The sequence below is a fragment of the Bacillus sp. AFS017336 genome (genome assembly GCF_002555445.1).
GTDB lineage: Bacteria > Bacillota > Bacilli > Bacillales > Bacillaceae_G > Gottfriedia.
Map to the genome: position 1 here is coordinate 1 of NZ_NUCO01000015.1, position 21,498 is coordinate 21,498.

The following is a 21,498-nucleotide window of genomic DNA, read 5'->3' on the forward strand; positions in this document are numbered from 1 at the left end:
CACTTTTTAGACTAACTTAAGCATTGCTTAATTATTGCCTAAACAGACAGGATTATCACTAGCACGCAACATGTTAAATATGAACTGCTGGGGATTAGTACTTCCTAACCATCACGTTCGTTATTTTTTGTTGTACTTTCGATTAAAAATCAAACCAATTACCAAAACACATAGTCCAGCAACTAGCGGCATTATCATTTCTTTAAAATTTGATTCTGGTATAAGACGAGCGATTAAAAATACCGCCATTCCCGATAACAGTGCCACATATATTACTTGCTTTAGTTTCAAAATAATACACCTTCCCTCATATAATTAAATTAATTATATCTATAAAATCGCATGATGTGATTTGGGGGAATTTAGCATTTTTTATAAATTTGGGACAATTAATCTTTATTTCAGACTATGTTGATAAAATTGGAATTATGGGAGAACGGTGACTTAAAAAACAAAAAAACCAGCAAAAACAACTTTGCTGGTCTTCTTCAATTACTCATCATGATCCAACTGTTTCTTTACATAAGTAGGGAGCATAAAGCATCCAACATGTAAGTCAGTATTATAATACTTTGTTTCGAGACCTAGCTTATTCCATTCATCGGCTTTAACGTCTTTAATAGGGTCGTATTTTTTTGATGCAAACCCGAAGAGCCAGTGTCCGGATGGGTAGGTTGGCATATGGAATTGGTATACTTTTGAAATAGGGAATGTTTCCTTTATTTTTGAATGAGCTCGTTTCATTTCGTGCGCGTAACTAGCGTAGTATGGACTTTCATGTTGATTAATTAGGATGCCTTCTTCACTTAATACGCGTTTGCAGTTGTTGTAGAAGGCTACTGTAAATAGTCCTTCTCCTGGCCCAATTGGATCAGTTGAGTCTACTAAAATTAGATCGTAATATCCTTCTTCAGCTTCTTGGACGAATTTTAGGCCGTCTTCGAAATATAAGGTTAAGCGGTCATCTTGATCTAATTTTGAAGCTGTTAAGGGTAGGTATTGTTGGCACAGTCTTACAACTCGTTCATCAATTTCGACCATATCTACAACTTCTACATTTTTGTAACGTAATACTTCTCGAGCGGTACCGCCGTCGCCGCCTCCGATAATTAATACTTTTTTAATTTGTGGGTTAACAGCCATTGATACATGCGTAATCATGTCATGGTAGATAAATTCATCTTTTTCAGTAACCATCATATAGCCATCAAGCGTAAAGAATGTTCCAAATGTTTCACTTCTAAAGAAATCGATTTGTTGAAATTCACTTTTTTCAGAATGGATATGTTCCTGAACTTTGATGGAGAATTTCGTATCTTCTTGATGGTTCTCTGTGTACCATAAATCCATTAAATTTTCCTCCAAACTTCGATCGACGACTTTGATTACATAAGGATCATCATCATCATTAATTGTGATTGTTCCTTCTTCTTTTAAATAAAGATAATGCTGAATCAATTCGGTTGAAATTAGTTCGCCCGGTATACAAAGAGGGATACCAGGAGGGTAAATCATAATGGATTCACCACTAATTAAGCCGCTAGCATCGTGAATTGAGATAATTCGCTTTGGATGATAGTATGCTTCCCTTGGTGTCATAACCATTTTAGGATTTTTTAGTGCAACACTTATATCAGTTTCAAGCTTTGGCAGTTTTCCGTAATGGCGGTCACTAATATCTCTTAACGCATTAATTAATGTCCGAATCGTATCTTCATTATCACCTAATGAAATAATTGCTAAGATGACATTAGGTTCTGCAAGTTCGATTTGAATTTTATATTCTTCGGCAAGCATGTCGTATACTTTAAAACCAGACAGTCCAAGATCAGATACTTTAACAACAAGCTTTAGCTCATCGTAATCGAAAACACCAACACCATTCCGATATGAATCTCGAGTTATACATTTTAATCCCTTAATGGTGTTAATTTCTTCTTTAGCTTTCTTCGTTAAATTCAGTAATTTTTCAAAGCGTTCCTGACCTTCTAAAACTAATTTCTTTCTTGCAACATCAATTGAACACATGAGTAGATATGACGCAGATGTTGTTTGAAATAAATTAATTGTAGAGCGAACTCTATTTTTCGTAATTAACCCATCATTATGTAATAAAACTGAAGCTTGTGTTAAAGCACCGCCAGTCTTATGCAAACTAAGAGTAACTAGGTCAGCACCAAGTAGGGCAGCATTACTTGGTAAATCAGGGTGAAACGAAAAGTGAGCACCGTGGGCTTGGTCTACTAAAACAGGTATCCCTCGAGAATGACCTATGTCGATAATTTGTTTTAAATCCGACGTTGCTCCAAAATAAGTTGGATTAATGATCAGGATGGCTTTAACATCTGAATTTAAATCTAAAGCATGGAGAACAGATTTTACTGAAACACCATTTACAATTCCATATTCATAATCAATTTCTGGCTCAATAAATACTGGTTTGGCTCCTGCCAAAATTAAAGCATTTATTGCAGATTTATGTACATTCCTCGGTAAGAGAATTTTATCTCCATGTTCAAGGGCACTCATAATCATATATTGAACACCAGAAGTCGAACCATTTACCAACATATAAGCATGATCGGAATGAAAAGCATCTGCTAGTAAAGTTTCCGCTTCTTGAATTACACCTGTTGGATGCGATAAGTTATCAACACGCTTTGAAGAGTTAACATCCATTTTAAGAGCCATTTCACTCCAAAGTTCTCTTAATTCCTCCAGAGAATTTCCTCTTTTATGCCCGGGAACATCGAAGCTTGTAATATCCTCCTTTGCATAACGGATTAATTCCGTTAAAAGCGGTGTTTTACTGTGATCCATCATCCATCTATATCCTCCACATCAGGACCATTCCAAAGGTTTTTTCCGTAAAAAATCTCATCCATTTCATATTTCACTTTTTCTTCAATTTCTTTAATCTCATTTTCGTCTAATTTATCTTTTGTGTAGCCAAAAAGATAGTTATCTAAATTAAATTGTTTCAACTTACATTTCGTATGAAAAATATTTTCTTGAAACACATTCACATCGATCATTTGATACATATCCTTAATTTTTTGAGGAAAGTAGTTTTGAATTGAGTTAATATCATGATCAATAAATAATTTATAACCGCTCACATCGCGAGTAAAGCCTCGAACTCGATAATCAATTGTCATAATATCAGCATCAAATTGGTGGATTAAGTAGTTTAAAGCTTTTAAAGGAGAGATTTCTCCACAAGTAGAGACATCGATATCAGCTCTAAACGTACTAATTCCATCATCTGGATGATATTCAGGATAAGTATGAACGGTAATATGACTTTTATCTAAAGCGGCAACTACTAATTCTGGTAATGGACCAGGTGATTCGGAAAACGTTTCAGAGGATGGGTTATCAACTGGACCTTCTGAAACAAGAATCGTAACACTTGCGCCTTGAGGGTCATAATCTTGTTTTGCAATATTTAAGATGTGCGCGCCAATAATATGCGTAACTTCAGTTAGTATTTTTGTTAAACGGTCAGCGTTATATTGATCATCGATATACTGAATATATGCTTCTCGTTCTTCTTTAGTTTTTGTAAAGCAAATATCATACATATTAAAACTTAATGATTTCGTTAAGTTATTAAAACCGTATAGTTGAAAATTATTTGACGATGAAATATTCATCTATTTTCCTCCTAGTTTTACAAAGTAAAAATATACGTACGAAAAGTAAAAACGACCTTGCAGGTAATCGCTTTTGTAACTAGTCAATATGTATTGTTTGTTTTTGAATTATTCATTATTCACTCAAAGTTGATGATTAAAGATATACTTGAAGATTAAACCACTTTTCGTTTAATTTTAAATATTCAGAAAAAAGAAAGCCTAAAAATTTATCAGGCTTTCTTTGATAATAGAATTGGGGGCTGTGGTGAAATAATCATTTCAAACTCCATTACTAATTTATTGAAAATACTATTCCAGTCTTGTGTTAGCGCATAATCCCTTGCCTTTTTTGACATATGCTTTAACAGTTCAGTGCCTTGTAAGCAACCCTCAATTGCATTGCAAAAAGACGATAAATTTTGAGGTTCACAAAGAATACCAGTTGAATAATCTCGAATTATATTTTTTACTCCACCTGCATTAGCTCCAATTACTGGGGTACCGCATGCCATTGCTTCGAGCACTACATTTCCAAAGGTTTCTGTATCAGATGGAAAGACCATTAAATCACACATGCCGTATATTTCAACTAATTCACTTTTTTGAAGATAGCCAGTGTAAATGATGTGCTCGGTACCCGTTTTTTTAATCATTTCTTCTTTTTTTGGGCCGTCTCCTACGATTAACCATGTTAAATTATGTCCAAATCGTTGTTTCGTATAACTAATGATTTTAGATAAAGTTTCTAAATCTTTTTCAGGTGCAATTCTTCCAACAAAACAAATCGTATATTTTGAAGTAATATTATATTTTTGTTTAATTTCATTCTGATTAGTATTAGGGCGAAATATGGAACAATCCACACCATGAGTCCAAAGTGAGAGATTATTAAACCCTTTTGTAACTAGATGGGTTAGAGTATCTTTTGAAGGAACAAATATTTTTTGTGATGGTTTATGAAACCAATCTAAATACTTCCATAGAATATTCTCTAAAAACGTTAAATTATAATATTGGAGATAATGATCAAAATTTGTATGATATGAAGCAACTAAAGGAAGTTTCATTTTTTTTGCAATATATAGGCCACTTAATCCTATTGTAAATGGTGTAGCTATATGAATAATATCAGGTTTAAATTCCTTAAGCGTTTTTTTTATTTTAGAAAGATTAGGAAATGAAATCTTGCATTCAGGATAAATTTTAAGCGGTACTGATTTTAGTCTTGTCACATCCTCAGTAGACGGTAAATCGAAAACTTGAGGGGAAAATACATGGTAAGAATGCCCATTTTCTTTTAAATAATTAGTAAAACGATTTAAGGTTTTTGCAACACCATTAACTTGAGGGATATAGGTGTCTGAAAATATAGCTACTCTCATAATGTTCCTCCTCATATATGATAGATAAAAAATTGTGTAATAAATGTAGTAATTGTTCCGAGTAATATACCGAAAAACACATCTGAAGGATAATGTAATCCAAGATAAATTCGAGAGAAAGCAACACACAATACTAAAGGGATTAAAATAATGGCTGTAATCGGTAAATAAATCATAATTGGTAACGCAATAGAAATGATTGCCGTTGTATGACCAGAAGGAAAGGAATGATCCTTTAAAGGATTTTTTGGAACAAAAGTACCTTCTAGTTTTAAATATGGTCTTTTACGAGGGTAAAAGCGTTTAAGAAAATGTACAGGAATGTGGCTAATAGTAAGGGTGCAACAACATAGAATGGCAGCTTCGTGTAATGCGCCTTTTGAATAAAGGATTAAAATAAATGCTGATGCGATTGTAAAAATAGCTCCACCTAGATGTGTAATATTACTAAAGAAAAAGTTCAAGTAACGCTTATGGAACAATGAATTAACGCGATAAAATAAAAGGCATTCATATGTGTGAATCATTTGAAGAAATGCGTTCATTTTTCATCCTCCATTTAGTGATTGTTGTAACTTCATTATAAAAAGTGTTTATGGATTTAATTAGAAGCTTTTGTAAATGAATAATTTAGATATGTAAATTTTTAATAAATGGATTGGAGTAAGGGGAGGGGGGCGTGCATGGACCTAAGTCTGGTGAATTGGTGAAAATATCCAATAAATAGAAAAAAGAGAAGAAATAAGATTCTTCTCCTTTTCGTGATTATTTTGAAAGATTTTCTTCTTCTACTTTTTTATAGTATTGACCTTTTTCAATGTATTCTCTGCGAATACGATCCATATCGATAATGTCTTCTTCTGTTAATTCACGAACTACTTTTGCAGGTCTACCAAAAGCTAAAGTGTTAGGAGGTATTACTTTTCCACCTGGAACTAAGCTACCTGCACCAATCATTGCGCCTTCGCCAATTTCAGCACCGTCTAAAACAATTGAGCCCATACCAATCAATGCATTTTTTTTAACTGTACAGCTATGTAATATAACACTATGTCCAATAGTTACGCCATCTTCAAGTATTAGAGGGCATTTTGGACTTTGGTGAAGAACAGATAAGTCTTGAACGTTTACATCATTCCCGATAATTGTATCATTTACGTCTCCACGAATTACTGCTCCAAAAAATACACTACTATTTGCTCCAATTGTGACAGAACCGGTAACAGTTGCAGTTGAAGCGATAAAAGCTGATGGTTCGATTTTGGGTTGAATCCCTTTGTATGGTAATATCATACTATACCGTTGCCAAGCATATAAAAATCATTTTGTATATAAAACTTCCTCAGCAACGAAGTTCACCTCCATAATATATACTTCAATATGAGTATAACGTATTTTAACGATATGTAATTAAAGAAAATAGGGAGGAGTGAAAAAATGTCACTACCTAAAAATCCGATTCAATTAATGCCAAAAGTTTATAAATCAGTCTTTCCTCTTGTGCATCAAGAATTAGACTACTGGAGAGATTTTGCAACGAATATCCCAGATCCCGAACTTAGAAAACAAGCGTTAATGAGTATCGATACAAAAACATTTCATTGTGAAGGTGGTGCAATTTTAGCATTACTTTCTGAAAAAAATCTAAAACCAGTCATTGAGTTTATCGTTGCGTACCAAACAATTAGTGATTACTTAGACAATCTATGTGACCGTAGTACTTCACTTGATCCAGTTGATTTTGAAGCATTGCATGAGTCGATGATTGATGCTGTGAAATGTCAAAAATCTGATCAATTATATTATCGCTATAGAGAAGAGCAAGATGATGGTGGCTATCTTAAAGCACTAGTTGCAAAATGTCATAGTAGTTTAAAGCAATCTAAGCATTACGATGGAATTAAAGATTATTTAGTTCAACTTGCTGATTACTATTGTAAATTACAAATACATAAGCACGTCAAACTAGAAGAGCGAGTTCCTAGATTAACGAATTGGTTTGAAAAATACCAGCCAGAGCTTTCTGATTTAGAATGGTATGAATTCTCTGCTTGTGCAGGTTCAACTTTAGGCATCTTTTGTTTAGTGTCCTATTCGTTTAATGAACCAATCTCCAAGAATTTATTTGAACAAGTTTATAAGAGCTATTTTCCATATGTTCAGGGCCTTCATATATTACTAGATTATGTAATTGATCAAAAGGAAGACGAAGAAGGCGGAGACTTAAATTTTTGCAGTTATTATCCATCTAAAGAGGTTATGTTAAAGCGAATTGAGTATTTTTCAACTAAAAGTAATCAAGCATTAAAGGATTTAAAAGACTATCGTTTTCATAGAATGATTTGTCAAGGATTACTCGGAATTTACTTGGCTGATAAAAAAATGGCAGGACCAGATGAAATGAAAAGGATTAGACGAGGGATTGTTAAGAACGGTGGTTTAACGTCATTCTTTTTCTACGGAAATGCTAAGTTATATTTTAAATTAAAAGAATTAAAAGCGGGTAGCAAAAGAGTAAAGGCATCAGTTTAAATGATAATGTTTCATTAGTTAATAAAAAGTAATGCTAAATATACAAAAAAAGCCTTAGCTTCATTTTCGAGAGCAAGGCTTTTTTTGATGTTATTACCTGTTATTTATATCTGTTCTTTAACAATGTTTTCTTCTAGTATTTCTTCTTCATCTGATTTTGTAGATAAAACTTCTTTTTTCAAAAACCAAGTTAAGACAAAGGCAATGATCGCGATGATAAATGAGAACATGTAAATATGCTGGAATGATTCAATGAATAATGTTTTAATTTGTGTTAATAGTTCAGTTGGTAACCCGTGAGGAACACCAGCACCAGCTAAACCTTTCATATTTGAAGCCATGCTTTCAGGAAGTTTATCTCCTAAGCTTTGTAATTTGGTTATAAGTGTCGATGATAGTAAATTACCAAAGAGACTTACTCCGACTGTAGCACCGATCGTTTGGAATAATGGAACAGTCGAAAGAGCAATTCCTTTATTTTCTTTTTCAACAGACTCTTGAACAATGAGGTTATCTCCACCAAATAATACTCCTAACCCAAGACCTGTTATGAAAAAGAAGATAATTATTTGAATAATAGTTGTATGAATACTCATATGAGAAAACAGGTAGAATCCGATGATCGGCATAATAAATGCAATACCAAATAGTTCTCGGTAGCGCACTTTTGTTAGTAGAAATCCACTGATCATAGCTGACCCAACTGCTCCTACCATCATTGGTAATGTCAAGTAGCCGGCCTGTGTTGGAGTAAGTCCTAGCACGTTTTGTGCAAAATATGGGAAGGAAGAAAATGATCCCATTAAGCCGATTCCAACTGTAAAGACAATTAAAGATAATACAAGTATGTTACGGTTTTTAAACAAATGCAGTGGAACAATTGGTTCTTTTACTTTCGACTCGACCCAAATAAAAACGCCAATTAAAACGGCTCCTAAACAAAGAAGACCAACAATTAATGGGGACCCCCAAGTGTAACCATTATTTTCAACAAGAACTGGTGTGATTAACAATGAGACAATTGTAGCAACTAATAAAAATGCCCCGCCCCAATCAATAACGACATGTTTCTTCGTCGATGTTTCACGTAATCCACTTGCAAGAAGAAGTGCAGCTATAATACCAACAGGGATATTAACAAAGAAAATCCAATGCCAATTTACTTGATCTACGAAATATCCGCCCATTAATGGTCCTAATAACATAGGAATAAACATGATTGGTCCCATAAATCCTTGGACTTTGGCACGCTGCTCAACTGGAAATAAATCACTTGAAATGGTCATAGCAAGCGGCATTAAGCCTCCCGCACCTAAACCTTGAATTCCGCGTCCAATAAGGAGAAGTGTCATTGAATGTGAAAACCCACAGACAATTGAGCCACCTATGAAAAAGGCCATACTCATTAAATATATCTTTTTGCGCCCCATTAAATCTGCTAATTTCCCCAATATTGGCATGAATGCAGACATGGTTAACATATACACACCACCGACCCAACCATACATGGCTATTCCGCCTAGATCACGGATAATTGTCGGCATTGCTGTATTAACAACTGTTTCATCCAGTTCGGAAAAAATCAGTCCGATTATTAAACCCATCATCACCAGTATTTTACTGCTCTTATTAGCTAAAACTGGTTCATTATATTTTGAAATGCTTTCCATCTCTATCTAAATCCTTTCAACATTTGATAAGCGAATTATATAAACTGATTATGAACAAAATATGAATTTTGAAATGGAAATTTTTAAAAGTCATCTTTCTAATGAATCACGCCAAAAAAATAAAGCAATTGTATCGGAAAAATACAAACTGCTTTCATTTTTTTATTATTTTTTTTACGATTTTGTGGCTCAGGACGTTGAAACTTTATTATTTTCTGTAAAAAATAACTTCATAAGTGGTGGGGTTACAATGGTTGTGATGAGTACAACTATAACAAGAATCGCAAACATTTCTTTAGTTAACAGATTATTTGCTAAACCTGTTGATGCCATGATAAGTGCGACTTCCCCTCGCGATACCATAGCTGAACCGATTCCTAATGAATTTTTAGTTGGAAATCCAGCAAGTTTTGCGCCCAATGCTCCACCAATTAGTTTAGTTAAAAGGGCAATCATACTTAATATGATGATAGTTGGAATTGAATGACTTAATCCTGTAAATTGAACTGATACACCAATTAATGTGAAAAAGACAGGTACAAATATAGAGTATGCAATTGTTTCGACCTTTTCAAAAACTTCTTGCTTAAACTTAGTAACGGAAATCGAAATGCCCGCGATATAAGCACCAATTATTGCAGCAATACCAGTTTTGTCTGCGAAGGCTGAGAATAGGAAACAAATGATTAAAGCTGCAGAGATTAATGTTTCTGAAACATTTAGTTTAATAAATTTTTTTAAGAACCATGGTACAATCTTCCAACCAATTAAGATGGCAAATGTAAAAAATATAAACTTTTTAAATAGAAGAATTGGTAGGCTAACTGCACTCCCGCTGAAACTCATGACAAACGCTAATGCAATAATGACAACTATATCGTCGATTACGGCGGCACCTAAAATTGTTGCTCCTTCTTTTGTCTTTAGTTTCCCTATTTCTTTTAGTGTAGCTACTGAAATACTTACACTTGTTGCAGAAAGAATCAGACCTAAAAAAATAGCTTCAAATTGGCTTAAATTAATAGCAATTCCATAAAGATAACCTGAAAATAACGGGAAAATTATGCCTAAAAATCCTACTAAAGAAGAGGCTTTACCAGTTCTTTTAAATTCATTTATATCAGTTTCTAAACCAGCAATGAACATGAGTAGAATAACGCCAATTTCACTCATTTCATGCAATGTTTCCGTTTCTGTAATAATACCAAGAACAGCTGGACCAAGGATGATCCCTATTAACAGCTTACCTAGTACTGCAGGTTGACCAAGTTTAGTACTTAAATCCCCAAAAATTTTAGAGGCAATCAAAATTATCGCCAGTTGCACATAAAGCATATTTCCATCTCCCATCTGATCGCATAAAAAAAAGAACCTGCCACAATAGGGTATGTAAATAAAGTACATACTAATCCCTATAGTGACAGGCTCCTCCGAACGATGCATTTAATTACTATAAGTATAAACCGAAATTAAATACGAAAACAAGCTAAAGTAAGTAAATGGTAACAATTTAAGTAGAAACTTAGTTTAATAGAATCAATAAAGTAAGCGAGATAAAATAAGTAAAGTGTAGGAGTATAAATGAAATTGCGCTTTTAATTTTTCGTAAGCATAACATATATTTCATCACGAAATTATGTAGAAAAATTAAGATCATACTCCCAAAGAAACCGTAAAAATAGCCATAAATTACCCACAGTGTCATCTGATTTACTTGTGAAGATTCCGTATGAAATCCTCTAAATAATGAAATTAGATAAAAAACTGACCAGTAATTGATTATAGCGATTAATCCTATTAATAATAATACCCAATTCGAATTTCTAACAATGAATTGAAATGTATTCCGAAATATTTTATTTAAATTGTTTAGATTTGTAGTCAACTCCTCACGCCCCTGAGTTGGATGATATCTTTCAACTACTTTGTGGTCTGGCTTAACACATTTTTTCTTTACATAATATTCAGTTGTTGTCTTTAATAAGCCGTAAATAGATAATTATTAATAATTTTTTGTTAATAAAGCTTAGATTCGTCATAAATTTTATGTTTTAGAATAAAAAACTTGATGAAACAAATATTGAATCTTTTAGTAAAGAGAAGGTTTCAAGGAGGGAATAGAGTATAAAAAAGCAGTTAAAAGGGTGCCCATATAAGTAAATAGACTTAAATGGCACCCTGATATAAATTTTAATTAGTTAGCTGGTTTAATTTGAGAAAATAAATCTTGATGAACTCTCTTCATTTCTTCAAAGAATTGCTCACGTTTAATATTATTATTATCTAATATATCCTTAAACGAATTAGTTTTACCTTTTTGAGCGATGATATTTTCTAATGGTTTATTTGAAAGTTTTGCTACAACTGCTATAAAAATTAATTTTTTCATTTCTAGTTTATGTTGCTCAACTGCTTTATTAATATTAGCTTCAGGTTGTTTTATATAGTTAGAAACATATTTAACAACCTCTTTTTTGTGGTTTTCTAACATTTTATTTGCTTTTTTATCGTGGTGATGGTGGTGTCTATGGTGTTCACCATCATTTGTTGTAGCATCATGGTCATGTTGTGGATGAACATAATAATTTGCTGCTTCAATTTTTTGGGCATTTACAGAAAGTGTACTAAGTGCGAAAACACTAACTACTGCACCTGCAAAAATAGCTTTTTTCATTTTCAAAACTCCTTTTCTTTTTGATTTTTTTATGGTTACCAATTATTCAAGAAAAATTTACCATTAATGAAAATTTATTGAAATCTTAATCGAATTTTAATGTTTGTGGCATGGAGTATGAACTGTTTTTTCTGTGGTTAGTAATTTTGCAATAAAAAAAACTGTCCAAAGTTAGACAGTTTTTTAACCCCTTTTTTCGATTGCTAATATGAAGGGGGGATTATTTGCTTGGTTTATAAACCGATAAGTTAATACATGTGCAAGGTCTTGTGGGATGTTTTGAGCAAAGTTCATCAATGCATCTTTTTCAATATCTCCACCTTCATGACCGTGATAAATGACAACTACAACAATTCCCTCAGGTGCCATTATTTCAATCAATTGTTCAATTGCTGAAATTGTTGACGAGGGTACTGTTACGATTTGTTTATCACTGCCAGGTAAGTAGCCAAGATTAAAAATTGCACCTTTTAACCTGCCGTGTAATGAAACTGGAATTACATCTTTTATATCCGCGTGACTTCTTTGTACAAGTGTAACTTGTTTGCTTACATTTTCATTGGCTATTTTTTCAGTTGTCTTTTGGATCGCTACATCTTGAATATCGAATCCATATACATGTCCATTTTCGCCAACTATTTTTGCTAAAAAAACGGTATCATGACCATTACCAACTGTAGCATCAACGGTAATATCGCCTTCTTTTACAGCTGCCTGTAGGAGTTTTCTAGCATAAGGTAAAATACGCTCTAGAATCATGTTAATTGTACTCGATTTTTTGCAAATTTACCTTGCCAGCTATTTCTACGTTCGAACTCTCGATCAATTGCATTCAATACTTCCCATTTTTTTAGGCTCCACATAGGTCCAATTAGTAAGTCTGGTGGACCGTCACCTGTTATACGATGAACAATTACATCACTTGGAATGATTTCAAGCTGATCAACTACTAAGTTAATATAAGCATCAAAATCCATGAATTCAACAAGTCCTTTTTCATACTGCTTCATCATTGCAGTACCTTTTAGAAGGTGGAGTAAATGGATTTTAATTCCTTGAATATCAAGTTTAGCAACTTCCATTGCAGTTTCCATCATCATTTCCGGTGTTTCAAGAGGTAACCCGTTAATTATATGTGAACAAATACGAATATTGTGCTTTCTTAGCTTTTCAACGCCTTCTACATATGTTTTATAATCGTGTGCACGATTAATAATATTTGCAGTTTTCTCATGAACAGTCTGTAATCCTAATTCAACCCATAAGTAAGTTCGTTTATTTAAATCCGCAAGATATTCTACAACATCATCCGGTAAGCAATCTGGTCTTGTCGCAATTGATAAACCAACAACACCTTCTTGTTCTAAAATAGGCTCGAACTTTTGCTTTAATACTTCTACTGGTGCATGTGTATTTGTATAGGCTTGAAAATAACCTAAGTACTTTCCGTTTTGCCATTTTTCATGCATTTTGTCTTTTATTTTGTGAAACTGAGTTACAACATCCTCAGCACGGTCGCCAGCAAAATCACCTGAACCTGAAGCGCTACAAAAAGTACATCCTCCAAACGCAACTGTACCATCTCGATTAGGACAATCAAATCCAGCATCAATTGAAACTTTAAAAACCTTCCCGCCGAATTCTTGTCTTAAGTGGTAATTCCACGAATGATATCTTTTATGATCTATTGTATATGGAAAAGGATTGTTTTTCGTCATTCCTCATCCCTCCCTTAATTTAAGTCACTATTCTCGATTTTATCATGCTATATAAAGAAAACCAAATGGAAAAACCTTTCTTATTTGTAAAGAAATAAAAGTACTTTCAGGTGAAGGTTCGGAAATACTATCCTTGAGGTAGCCTACATATCGGATACTTCATTAAAGTCTGAAGGAGGTATTTTCTTGGGAATAACAGATCGCGCATTCGGACAAGACCAAGTACAAAAAGCAAAAGAGGCGTATGATTACGCAGTAGCACAATTAGAAATTGGTATGAGACAAGAGCATTATAATGATATTGAATATTCACAAGCACAAGCTGGGATTGAAGAAGCACTTATGGAACTAGAAAAAGTTGCAAATCTTGCAAATGCTGAAAATAAGGATGAGTTCTATCGCTTACGCAGACAATTAACACAATTACAACATCAAATGATTATTACTCCGCACTAAAGGAGATCAAAAATATGCAAGAATACGTTCAAGAATATGCAATCCTTGGGAGGAAACCAAAAGTGGTAAAGAAGAAATCAAAAAGTAATAATCCTGAACAAACAACAAAGAACAAAACAAATACAGAATTCTCGAATGAACTTTCAGCAGTAGATCAAGTAAAAATGAACAACGCTAAAAAAGGTCAACCACAGAGATCCCAGCAGGGCTAAGCGTGTATTAAAGGTAAAGGGAATAAGATGAGTAAGAAAAGAGGGTGTGCCAAAATTGGCACATCTTTCTTTTTTGAATAGGCTTTTTATAGTACTTTTTCTATAATTTCTTTGCCATTTTCTTTTACCAATTTCTACACTTGAAGCATGCCTCTTGAAACTAGGTAGATTCTCCTCTACAATTAATGAGTTAACGAGATAAAAATAGATAAAAAGGGACAGCTTTGAGGGGAGTATGGGATGCCAAAAAAACTATGGTTTTTGTTAATCGGTATGATTTTAAATGTAACAGGTAATTCTTTTTTATGGCCATTCAATACAGTATATATCCATACGTATTTAGGAAAGTCCTTGTCTGTTGCAGGGCTTATTTTAATGTTTAATTCATTGGCTGGTGTATTTGGAAATATGCTCGGTGGCTGGCTATTTGATAAATTTGGGGGATATAGGTCAATCCTAACTGGTATTAGTATTACATTTTTGTCGATCTTAGGTTTGGTTATTAATCATTCTTGGACATTTTATAGTTGTTTCTTTGTAGTATTAGGGTTTGGAGTTGGAATTGTATTTCCTTCAATGTACGCGATGGTTGGAGCAGCATGGCCAGAAGGTGGTCGTAAAGCTTTTAATGCAATCTATGTAGCTCAAAATCTTGGTGTTGCGATTGGGACGGCTTTAGGTGGAATGGTTGCAGACTTTAATATTAATTATATTTTCTCCGCTAATTTGCTATTATATATTGTTTTCTTTCTAGTCGCTTTATTTGGATTTAGAGATATTGGAGTTCCTAAAGTCGTAAATGAAATCCAAGTTGCTCAGTCCGAAAAACAAAAATTTTCATTTACTCCTTCAGTGAAGGCTTTAATGATTGTTTGTTGTGCGTACGTATTATGTTGGTTAGTTTATGTTCAATGGCAAACTACTATTGCTTCTGAAATGCAAAACCTACACATAGGATTAAAGAAATATAGTCTGTTATGGACTATAAATGGCGCGCTTATTGTTGTAGCTCAACCAATTATTTCAAGTGCTATTCGTAAATATAAGTTAAGTATGAGAAAGCAAATGCTATTTGGGATTGGATTCTTTATTGCATCAACGATTTTTGTGAGTACAGCTCATCAGTTCTCAATGTTTATGACTGGTATGATTATTTTAACAATTGGGGAAATGTTTGTTTGGCCAGCGGTTCCAACGATCGCTAATATGCTTGCACCAAAAGATCGTGTTGGAATGTATCAAGGAATTGTGAATAGCGCAGCAACTGTAGGGAGAATGTTAGGACCTGTAATAGGTGGAGCAGTTGTTGATACATTTAATATGAGAGTATTATTTATTGTATTAGTTGTCTTTTTAGGTATTAGTATGATTTTCTCTGTTCTTTATGAAAGACTAGCAAAAAAGGTAGTAAAAGCTGAAAATCAAACTTTTGCTTCTTAAAAATAGGCGATGTATAATTGACCTTTTTCTTTGGTTATAATAAAATGGTATAAATTAAATCTAAATGATCGGCAATGATTGGGAATAGTAGTGAATGTGAAGAGGTTTAGAGAGTTGACGGCTGGTGAAAGTCAATCCATTCTATTCATGAACTCGCCCATAAGCCACATTTGTGAACGGTTATTACCAAGTAATAAATGTCGTGTTCCACGTTACGGAAACAAGTGAATGTATTTTTACATTAATTTGGGTGGTACCGCGGGAAATCCTCTCGTCCCTTTTGGGATGGGGGGATTTTTTTATTTTTTAAAGCGCGAGCCACAGCCGAGCCATTTATATGAAATAAGGAGGCTATAATATGAGTTTTAATCATCGTTCTATTGAACAAAAATGGCAATCGTATTGGTTAGAAAATAAAACGTTTAAAACAACTGACGATACAAGCAAGCCGAAATTTTATGCACTTGATATGTTCCCTTATCCATCTGGAGCGGGATTACATGTTGGTCATCCTGAAGGTTATACTGCTACTGATATTCTTTCAAGAATGAAAAGAATGCAAGGCTATAATGTACTTCATCCAATGGGTTGGGATGCGTTTGGTCTACCTGCAGAGCAATACGCTTTAGATACAGGTAATGATCCAGCTGAGTTTACTGAAAAGAATATTAATACGTTCCGTAACCAAATTCAGGCACTAGGATTCTCATATGATTGGGATCGTGAAATTAATACAACTGATCCTAACTATTACAAATGGACTCAATGGATTTTCCTAAGAATGGTTGAAAAAGGATTAGCTTATGTTGATGAAATTCCAGTTAACTGGTGTCCAGCACTTGGTACAGTTTTAGCGAACGAAGAAGTAATCAATGGAAGAAGTGAGCGCGGGGGACATCCGGTTGAGCGTCGTCCAATGAAACAATGGATCTTAAAAATCACAGCATATGCTGACCGTTTATTAGAAGATCTAGAAGAATTAGATTGGCCTGAAAGCTTAAAAGAAATGCAACGTAACTGGATTGGACGTTCTGAAGGTGCTGAAGTTTACTTTAATATTGATGGATTCGATGAAAAAGTAACTGTATTTACAACTCGTCCTGATACATTATTCGGTGCAACTTATGTTGTATTAGCTCCAGAACATGATTTAGTAAGTAAAATTACTACAGCTGATCAAAAAGAAGCTGTTGAAGCATATATCGATTCAGTTAAATCGAAAAGTGATTTAGAGCGTACTGATTTAGCGAAAGATAAATCAGGTGTATTCACAGGTGCTTATGCAGTTAATCCTGTAAATAACGAAAAGCTTCCAATTTGGATTGCTGATTATGTACTTGCAAGCTATGGAACTGGTGCAGTTATGGCAGTACCTGCACATGACGAGCGCGATCACGAATTCGCAGTTAAATTTGAATTACCAATCGTTGAAGTTGTTGAAGGTGGAGACGTTCAAAAAGAAGCTTACGCTGGCGATGGTAAACATGTTAACTCTGATTTCTTAAATGGATTAAATAAAGAAGAAGCACTTACAAAAGTGATCGAATGGTTAGATTCTTCAAAAGCAGGGGAGAAAAAAGTTACGTATCGTCTACGTGATTGGTTATTCTCTCGTCAAAGATATTGGGGAGAACCAATTCCAGTAATTTTCTGGGAAGATGGTACGATGACAGTTGTTCCTGATGAGGAGCTACCATTAATTCTTCCGCAAACTGAAGACATCCGTCCAAGTGGTACTGGTGAGTCACCATTAGCAAATATTGCTGATTGGGTTAACGTAGTAGATCCAGTAACAGGTAAAAAAGGAAGACGTGAAACAAATACAATGCCACAATGGGGCGGAAGCTGCTGGTATTACTTACGTTATATTGATCCAACTAATAACGAAGCAATCGCAGATACTGAATTACTAAAGCATTGGCTACCAGTTGATGTATATATTGGTGGAGCAGAGCATGCAGTTCTTCACTTACTTTACGCTCGTTTCTGGCATAAATTCCTTTACGATTTAGGAGTAGTTCCTACTAAAGAGCCATTCCAAAAACTTTTCAACCAAGGAATGATCTTAGGGGAAAATAATGAAAAAATGTCTAAGTCAAAAGGGAATGTTGTAAATCCTGATGACATCGTAGCGAGCCATGGTGCCGATACTTTACGCTTATACGAAATGTTCATGGGCCCATTAGATGCATCAATCGCTTGGTCAGAAAATGGATTAGATGGTTCTCGTCGTTTCTTAGACCGAGTATGGCGTTTATTTATCACGGATAACGAAGAGCTATCAGATAAAATCGTTGAAGGTGTAACTTCAAGCAGTCTTGATAAAACATACCACCAAACAGTGAAGAAAGTAACAGAGGACTTTGAAGGCCTACGCTTTAATACTGCTATTTCTCAAATGATGGTGTTTATCAATGAAGCATATAAAGCGGAACAATTACCAAAAGAAATGGTTGAAGGTTTCGCTAAACTATTAGCACCAGTAGCTCCGCATATTGGTGAAGAACTTTGGAGTAAATTAGGTCATAATGATTCAATTTCATATGCTACATGGCCAGCATACGATGAAGCTAAGCTTGTAGAAGATGAAATTGAAATCGTAGTACAAATTAACGGTAAAGTAAAAGCAAAATTACTTGTTGCTAAAGATGCTTCTCGTGAGCAAATGGAGCAAATTGCATTATCAGACGATGCAGTTAAGGAACAAGTTGAAGGAAAAACTGTTCGAAAAATTATTGCTGTACCAGGTAAATTAGTTAATATTGTTGCTAACTAAATAAAACAAAATGTGAGGGTCCCGAAAGTATAACTTTCTATAGGGACCCTCTATTTTTGTAGATAAAAATTGAAAAGCTACTTTTAAAATGTAGAGCATCGTAAATCAAGGGGAGAATCGTAAATAAAATTAGGAAATCGCAATTAAATTAGTGGAATCGCAATTAAAAAGTGGAATCGCAAATAAATTAGTGGAATCGCAATTAAAAGTGTGAAATCGCAAATAAATTAGTGGAATCGTAATTAAAAAGTGGAATCGCAAATAAAATTAGAAAATCGCAAATAAAAAAGTGGAATCGCAAATAAAATTAGGAAATCGCAATTAAATCTAGCATAATCGCAAATAAAATGAAAAATTACCCATACCCGTTTAGGTATTACCATACAAAAATTGTCTAGATGGAACTTTCTTCAACTGAAAAATTATAATTAACGATATTACTGTCTCAAATGATGCAAAATAAGATTAAAATTAGCTATTTATTAATAAAATAGGCTTCAATTGAAAGAACTCTGTTAAGATACCCCCTACAATTGGGGATTCTAAAAGCATTTGTGATCTGTAAGAAGGGTTTGAACAAAGTCATGCAAATTACGTCTTTTCCACAGGGTTTTCCAATTAGACGTACTTTTTGCATAGATCTTAATTAGTTGTTAAGATGTTGCTATATAGAGAGGATGTGCAATTATGAATTCAATTACAGCAAATGAAGTTAAAGAGCGTTTAGACGCAGGTGAAACGCTATTTTTAGTAGATGTACGTGAGGATTATGAGGTTGAGTACGGTAAAATTCCGGAAGCAGTACATATACCAATGGGGCAAATTCCTAGTAAATTAGATGTTTTTAATAAAGAGTTTGAATACATTTTCATTTGTAAGGCAGGCGTTCGTAGTGAGAATGTTTGTGAGTATTTAAATGAGCTAGGTTATAAGGCGACTAATATGGAAGGCGGTATGATGGCCTGGGAAGGCGAAGTTGAATAAATAATTTTTTTACTTTGTCTACTGCACTAAAATCCAACGATTTCGTTGGTTTTTTTTATTTGTCATGATTAAATGGGCTAATGTTTTTTTGAGTTAGGTATATTAACCATGTAGTTGTGACATATATTAAAGTAGAACCTCATATATTTTTTCATTGAGGCCTTGCTTGTTAGAAAGGAGGGGGTTGATTTGCCTAAAACATTGAAAATTGATATTACTGATAAAGTAATAGGTAAATTTAAAGATGGGCATATGGAATTGTATTCATCAAAGTATTTAATAGGTAAGTTTTTCTTTAAAGATTTAAACCAAACTTTTCAATTGGCAGATGGTTATGTTGAAGAGGATGGGCGATTTTATTTATTAGTGAATTTGCATCACGAACAATCGAGTGCTCGCCTTTGACCTTAAATTAGGGACGGTGGATTTGTGCCAAAGAAAAATATATTAGACGAAAAGCATAAGAAAAATTTAGAAAAACAGTTCGATCGCTTTTTGAATAAGGGCATGATCATTCGTTTTAGAAATAACAGATTTGTATTTAATAAGTTTATTAATAAACAAATCTTATGCTTTTCTATATGTAATGAAAATAGGACCTAGCGAAAAAAAGTATTCGTTCGGTCCTTTGTTTATATTAGAAAATTGTTTTTGAATACTCGGCAGCTGAAGCTCCTGCTAGTCTACCCGTTACAAACGCAGCAGTAATGTTGTATCCTCCAGTATATCCATGAACATCTAGAATTTCGCCACAAAAATATAGGCCGTTCATGATTTTAGATGACATTTCTTTTGGATGTATTTCCTTTGTAGAGACTCCTCCGCCTGTCACGAATGCTTTCTCAATTGAAAGAGTTCCGTTTACTGCAAATGTAAAGCTTTTAAATGATTGGACAAGCTCTCTTAATTTTATAGCGGCAATTTCATTACAAGGAGTGGCTTCATCAATACCACATTTTGATAGTAAAAATAATAAATATCTTTCAGGAACAAATCCTTTTAGTACATTTTTAATGGATTTTTTAGGTTCCTCTTTTAGGATATAGTTCATTTCTTGAAATAGTGTTTCTTCATTTTGGTCAGGGAAACAATCAATAGCCATCATGACATTTTTTGTTTTAAATTTTTGTTGGACTTTATAAACAAATTGGCTACATCTTAAAGCAGCAGGGCCAGAAATTCCAAAATGAGTAAATAGCATGTCCATTTTATGTGCTATAACTTTTTTACCTTTTGGGTTCAGTACACTTAATTCGATATCTCTTAAAGCAAGACCTTGTAATGATTTATTTTGAATAAAGTCTTCGCTTGAAGTGATTGGTACTTCTGTTGGAAATAGTTCTGTAATTGTATGCCCAGCTTTTTTTGCCCATGCATAACCATCGCCTGTTGAACCTGTATGAGGTACAGATTTACCGCCAACTGCAAGAACAACACTTTTTGTGTGTATAACAGTTTGGTCATCAAGTAAGATGCCGACTACTTTTCCTTCTTCATAGAGTACTTCTTTCACTTTTCGATTAATTTGTATATCAACATGATGTTTTTTTAGCTTTTGAATTAATGCATTTAATACTGATTTTGAATCATTCGAAACAGGAAACATTCTTCCGTGATCTTCTTCTTTTAAAGCGACCCCCATTTTTTCGAAAAACTGTATGATATCCTCGTTATTATAAATAGAGAATGCACTATATAAAAAACGGCCATTTCCAGGTATATGTTTAATAACTTCTTCTACTGGTAATCGATTCGTTACATTACAGCGTCCACCACCTGAAATAAGTAGTTTTTGTCCTAATTTATTTCCTTTTTCAAGTAAAAGTACTTTAGCTTTGTTTTCAGCAGCGCTAATTGCAGCCATCAGACCAGAAGTTCCGCCACCTATTACTATTACATCATAATTCATTATTTCACTACTTTCGTTAATTTTTGGATCCATTATTTGTATGAGCAAGAGAGAGCTAAAAGGCTATAAAATCCGTTTTTTGATTTTCCTGTATATCTTTAGTTTCC

At 33.8% G+C, this 21,498-nt stretch carries 19 protein-coding genes and 1 other annotated feature; of the genes, 7 read left to right on the forward strand and 12 right to left on the reverse strand.

What is annotated here, in order from left to right:
• Nucleotides 1–120 precede the first annotated feature (120 nt).
• From CN601_RS26895 to CN601_RS07165, 6 genes are all read right to left on the reverse strand, one after another.
• Nucleotides 121–291 (reverse strand): hypothetical protein, encoded by a 171-nt coding sequence (locus CN601_RS26895; protein ID WP_179865475.1) that lies wholly within the window; start codon nt 289–291, stop codon nt 121–123.
• Between the two features lie 201 nt (nt 292–492).
• Nucleotides 493–2,823: a polyamine aminopropyltransferase gene (gene speE / locus CN601_RS27220; RefSeq protein WP_218923234.1), complete on the reverse strand. Its 2,331-nt coding sequence runs from the start codon at nt 2,821–2,823 to the stop codon at nt 493–495.
• On the reverse strand, nt 2,820–3,656 hold the full coding sequence (speD, locus tag CN601_RS07150) for an adenosylmethionine decarboxylase (protein ID WP_098119556.1): 837 nt from the start codon (nt 3,654–3,656) through the stop codon (nt 2,820–2,822). Before speD ends, speE begins: the two co-directional genes overlap by 4 nt.
• A 212-nt stretch (nt 3,657–3,868) precedes the next feature.
• On the reverse strand, nt 3,869–5,020 hold the full coding sequence (locus CN601_RS07155; protein WP_098119555.1) for a glycosyltransferase family 4 protein: 1,152 nt from the start codon (nt 5,018–5,020) through the stop codon (nt 3,869–3,871).
• Between the two features lie 11 nt (nt 5,021–5,031).
• Nucleotides 5,032–5,565, reverse strand: a complete 534-nt coding sequence (locus tag CN601_RS07160; RefSeq protein ID WP_098119554.1) for a phosphatase PAP2 family protein — start codon at nt 5,563–5,565, stop codon at nt 5,032–5,034.
• Between the two features lie 220 nt (nt 5,566–5,785).
• Nucleotides 5,786–6,313, reverse strand: a complete 528-nt coding sequence (locus CN601_RS07165) for a gamma carbonic anhydrase (RefSeq protein WP_098170622.1) — start codon at nt 6,311–6,313, stop codon at nt 5,786–5,788.
• A 144-nt stretch (nt 6,314–6,457) separates the two neighbouring features.
• Here CN601_RS07165 and CN601_RS07170 point away from each other — a divergent pair, with 144 nt between their 5' ends.
• Nucleotides 6,458–7,552 (forward strand): tetraprenyl-beta-curcumene synthase family protein, encoded by a 1,095-nt coding sequence (locus CN601_RS07170; RefSeq protein WP_098119552.1) that lies wholly within the window; start codon nt 6,458–6,460, stop codon nt 7,550–7,552.
• Between the two features lie 104 nt (nt 7,553–7,656).
• Here the strand turns inward: CN601_RS07170 and CN601_RS07175 are convergent, their stop codons facing one another.
• The 5 genes from CN601_RS07175 to mnmL form a co-directional block, all read right to left on the reverse strand.
• Complete coding sequence (locus CN601_RS07175) at nt 7,657–9,222, reverse strand: MFS transporter (RefSeq protein ID WP_098170623.1); 1,566 nt, start codon at nt 9,220–9,222, stop codon at nt 7,657–7,659.
• Nucleotides 9,223–9,411: 189 nt separating this feature from the next.
• Nucleotides 9,412–10,557, reverse strand: coding sequence for a cation:proton antiporter (locus CN601_RS07180; protein WP_098119550.1), 1,146 nt, complete (start codon nt 10,555–10,557; stop codon nt 9,412–9,414).
• Nucleotides 10,558–11,416: 859 nt separating this feature from the next.
• Nucleotides 11,417–11,896: a hypothetical protein gene (locus tag CN601_RS07185; protein ID WP_098170624.1), complete on the reverse strand. Its 480-nt coding sequence runs from the start codon at nt 11,894–11,896 to the stop codon at nt 11,417–11,419.
• Nucleotides 11,897–12,079: 183 nt separating this feature from the next.
• Nucleotides 12,080–12,655 (reverse strand): tRNA 5-(aminomethyl)-2-thiouridylate-methyltransferase MnmM, encoded by a 576-nt coding sequence (gene mnmM / locus CN601_RS07190; RefSeq protein ID WP_098170625.1) that lies wholly within the window; start codon nt 12,653–12,655, stop codon nt 12,080–12,082.
• A complete protein-coding gene (mnmL, locus tag CN601_RS07195; RefSeq protein ID WP_098170626.1) occupies nt 12,652–13,614 on the reverse strand; it encodes a tRNA modification radical SAM protein MnmL/YtqA in 963 nt (320 codons plus the stop codon). Before mnmL ends, mnmM begins: the two co-directional genes overlap by 4 nt.
• A gap of 186 nt (nt 13,615–13,800) precedes the next feature.
• On the opposite strand from mnmL, the gene CN601_RS07200 reads away from it, so the two are divergent.
• The 6 genes from CN601_RS07200 to CN601_RS07225 all read left to right on the forward strand — a co-directional run bounded on the left by CN601_RS07200 (nt 13,801) and on the right by CN601_RS07225 (nt 19,887).
• Nucleotides 13,801–14,070, forward strand: a complete 270-nt coding sequence (locus tag CN601_RS07200; RefSeq protein ID WP_257131640.1) for a YtzC family protein — start codon at nt 13,801–13,803, stop codon at nt 14,068–14,070.
• 14 nt (nt 14,071–14,084) lie between these two features.
• On the forward strand, nt 14,085–14,282 hold the full coding sequence (locus CN601_RS07205; protein ID WP_098119546.1) for a glycogen biosynthesis protein GlgD: 198 nt from the start codon (nt 14,085–14,087) through the stop codon (nt 14,280–14,282).
• A gap of 240 nt (nt 14,283–14,522) precedes the next feature.
• Nucleotides 14,523–15,722 (forward strand): MDR family MFS transporter, encoded by a 1,200-nt coding sequence (locus CN601_RS07210; RefSeq protein ID WP_098170627.1) that lies wholly within the window; start codon nt 14,523–14,525, stop codon nt 15,720–15,722.
• 65 nt (nt 15,723–15,787) lie between these two features.
• Nucleotides 15,788–16,004 (forward strand) — a binding site (T-box leader).
• 76 nt (nt 16,005–16,080) lie between these two features.
• Nucleotides 16,081–18,498 carry a leucine--tRNA ligase gene (gene leuS, locus CN601_RS07215; protein ID WP_098119544.1) on the forward strand — a complete coding sequence of 806 codons (2,418 nt, stop codon included), beginning with the start codon at nt 16,081–16,083 and terminating at the stop codon, nt 18,496–18,498.
• 687 nt (nt 18,499–19,185) lie between these two features.
• Nucleotides 19,186–19,482, forward strand: a complete 297-nt coding sequence (locus tag CN601_RS07220; protein ID WP_098119543.1) for a rhodanese-like domain-containing protein — start codon at nt 19,186–19,188, stop codon at nt 19,480–19,482.
• A 189-nt stretch (nt 19,483–19,671) separates the two neighbouring features.
• The gene (locus tag CN601_RS07225) at nt 19,672–19,887 is read left to right on the forward strand and encodes a DUF2553 family protein (RefSeq protein WP_179865476.1); all 216 of its coding nucleotides are present in this window, start codon (nt 19,672–19,674) and stop codon (nt 19,885–19,887) included.
• 232 nt (nt 19,888–20,119) lie between these two features.
• Here CN601_RS07225 and CN601_RS07230 read toward each other — a convergent pair whose 3' ends face one another.
• Nucleotides 20,120–21,391 carry a BaiN/RdsA family NAD(P)/FAD-dependent oxidoreductase gene (locus CN601_RS07230; protein ID WP_098119541.1) on the reverse strand — a complete coding sequence of 424 codons (1,272 nt, stop codon included), beginning with the start codon at nt 21,389–21,391 and terminating at the stop codon, nt 20,120–20,122.
• Nucleotides 21,392–21,498 lie beyond the last annotated feature (107 nt).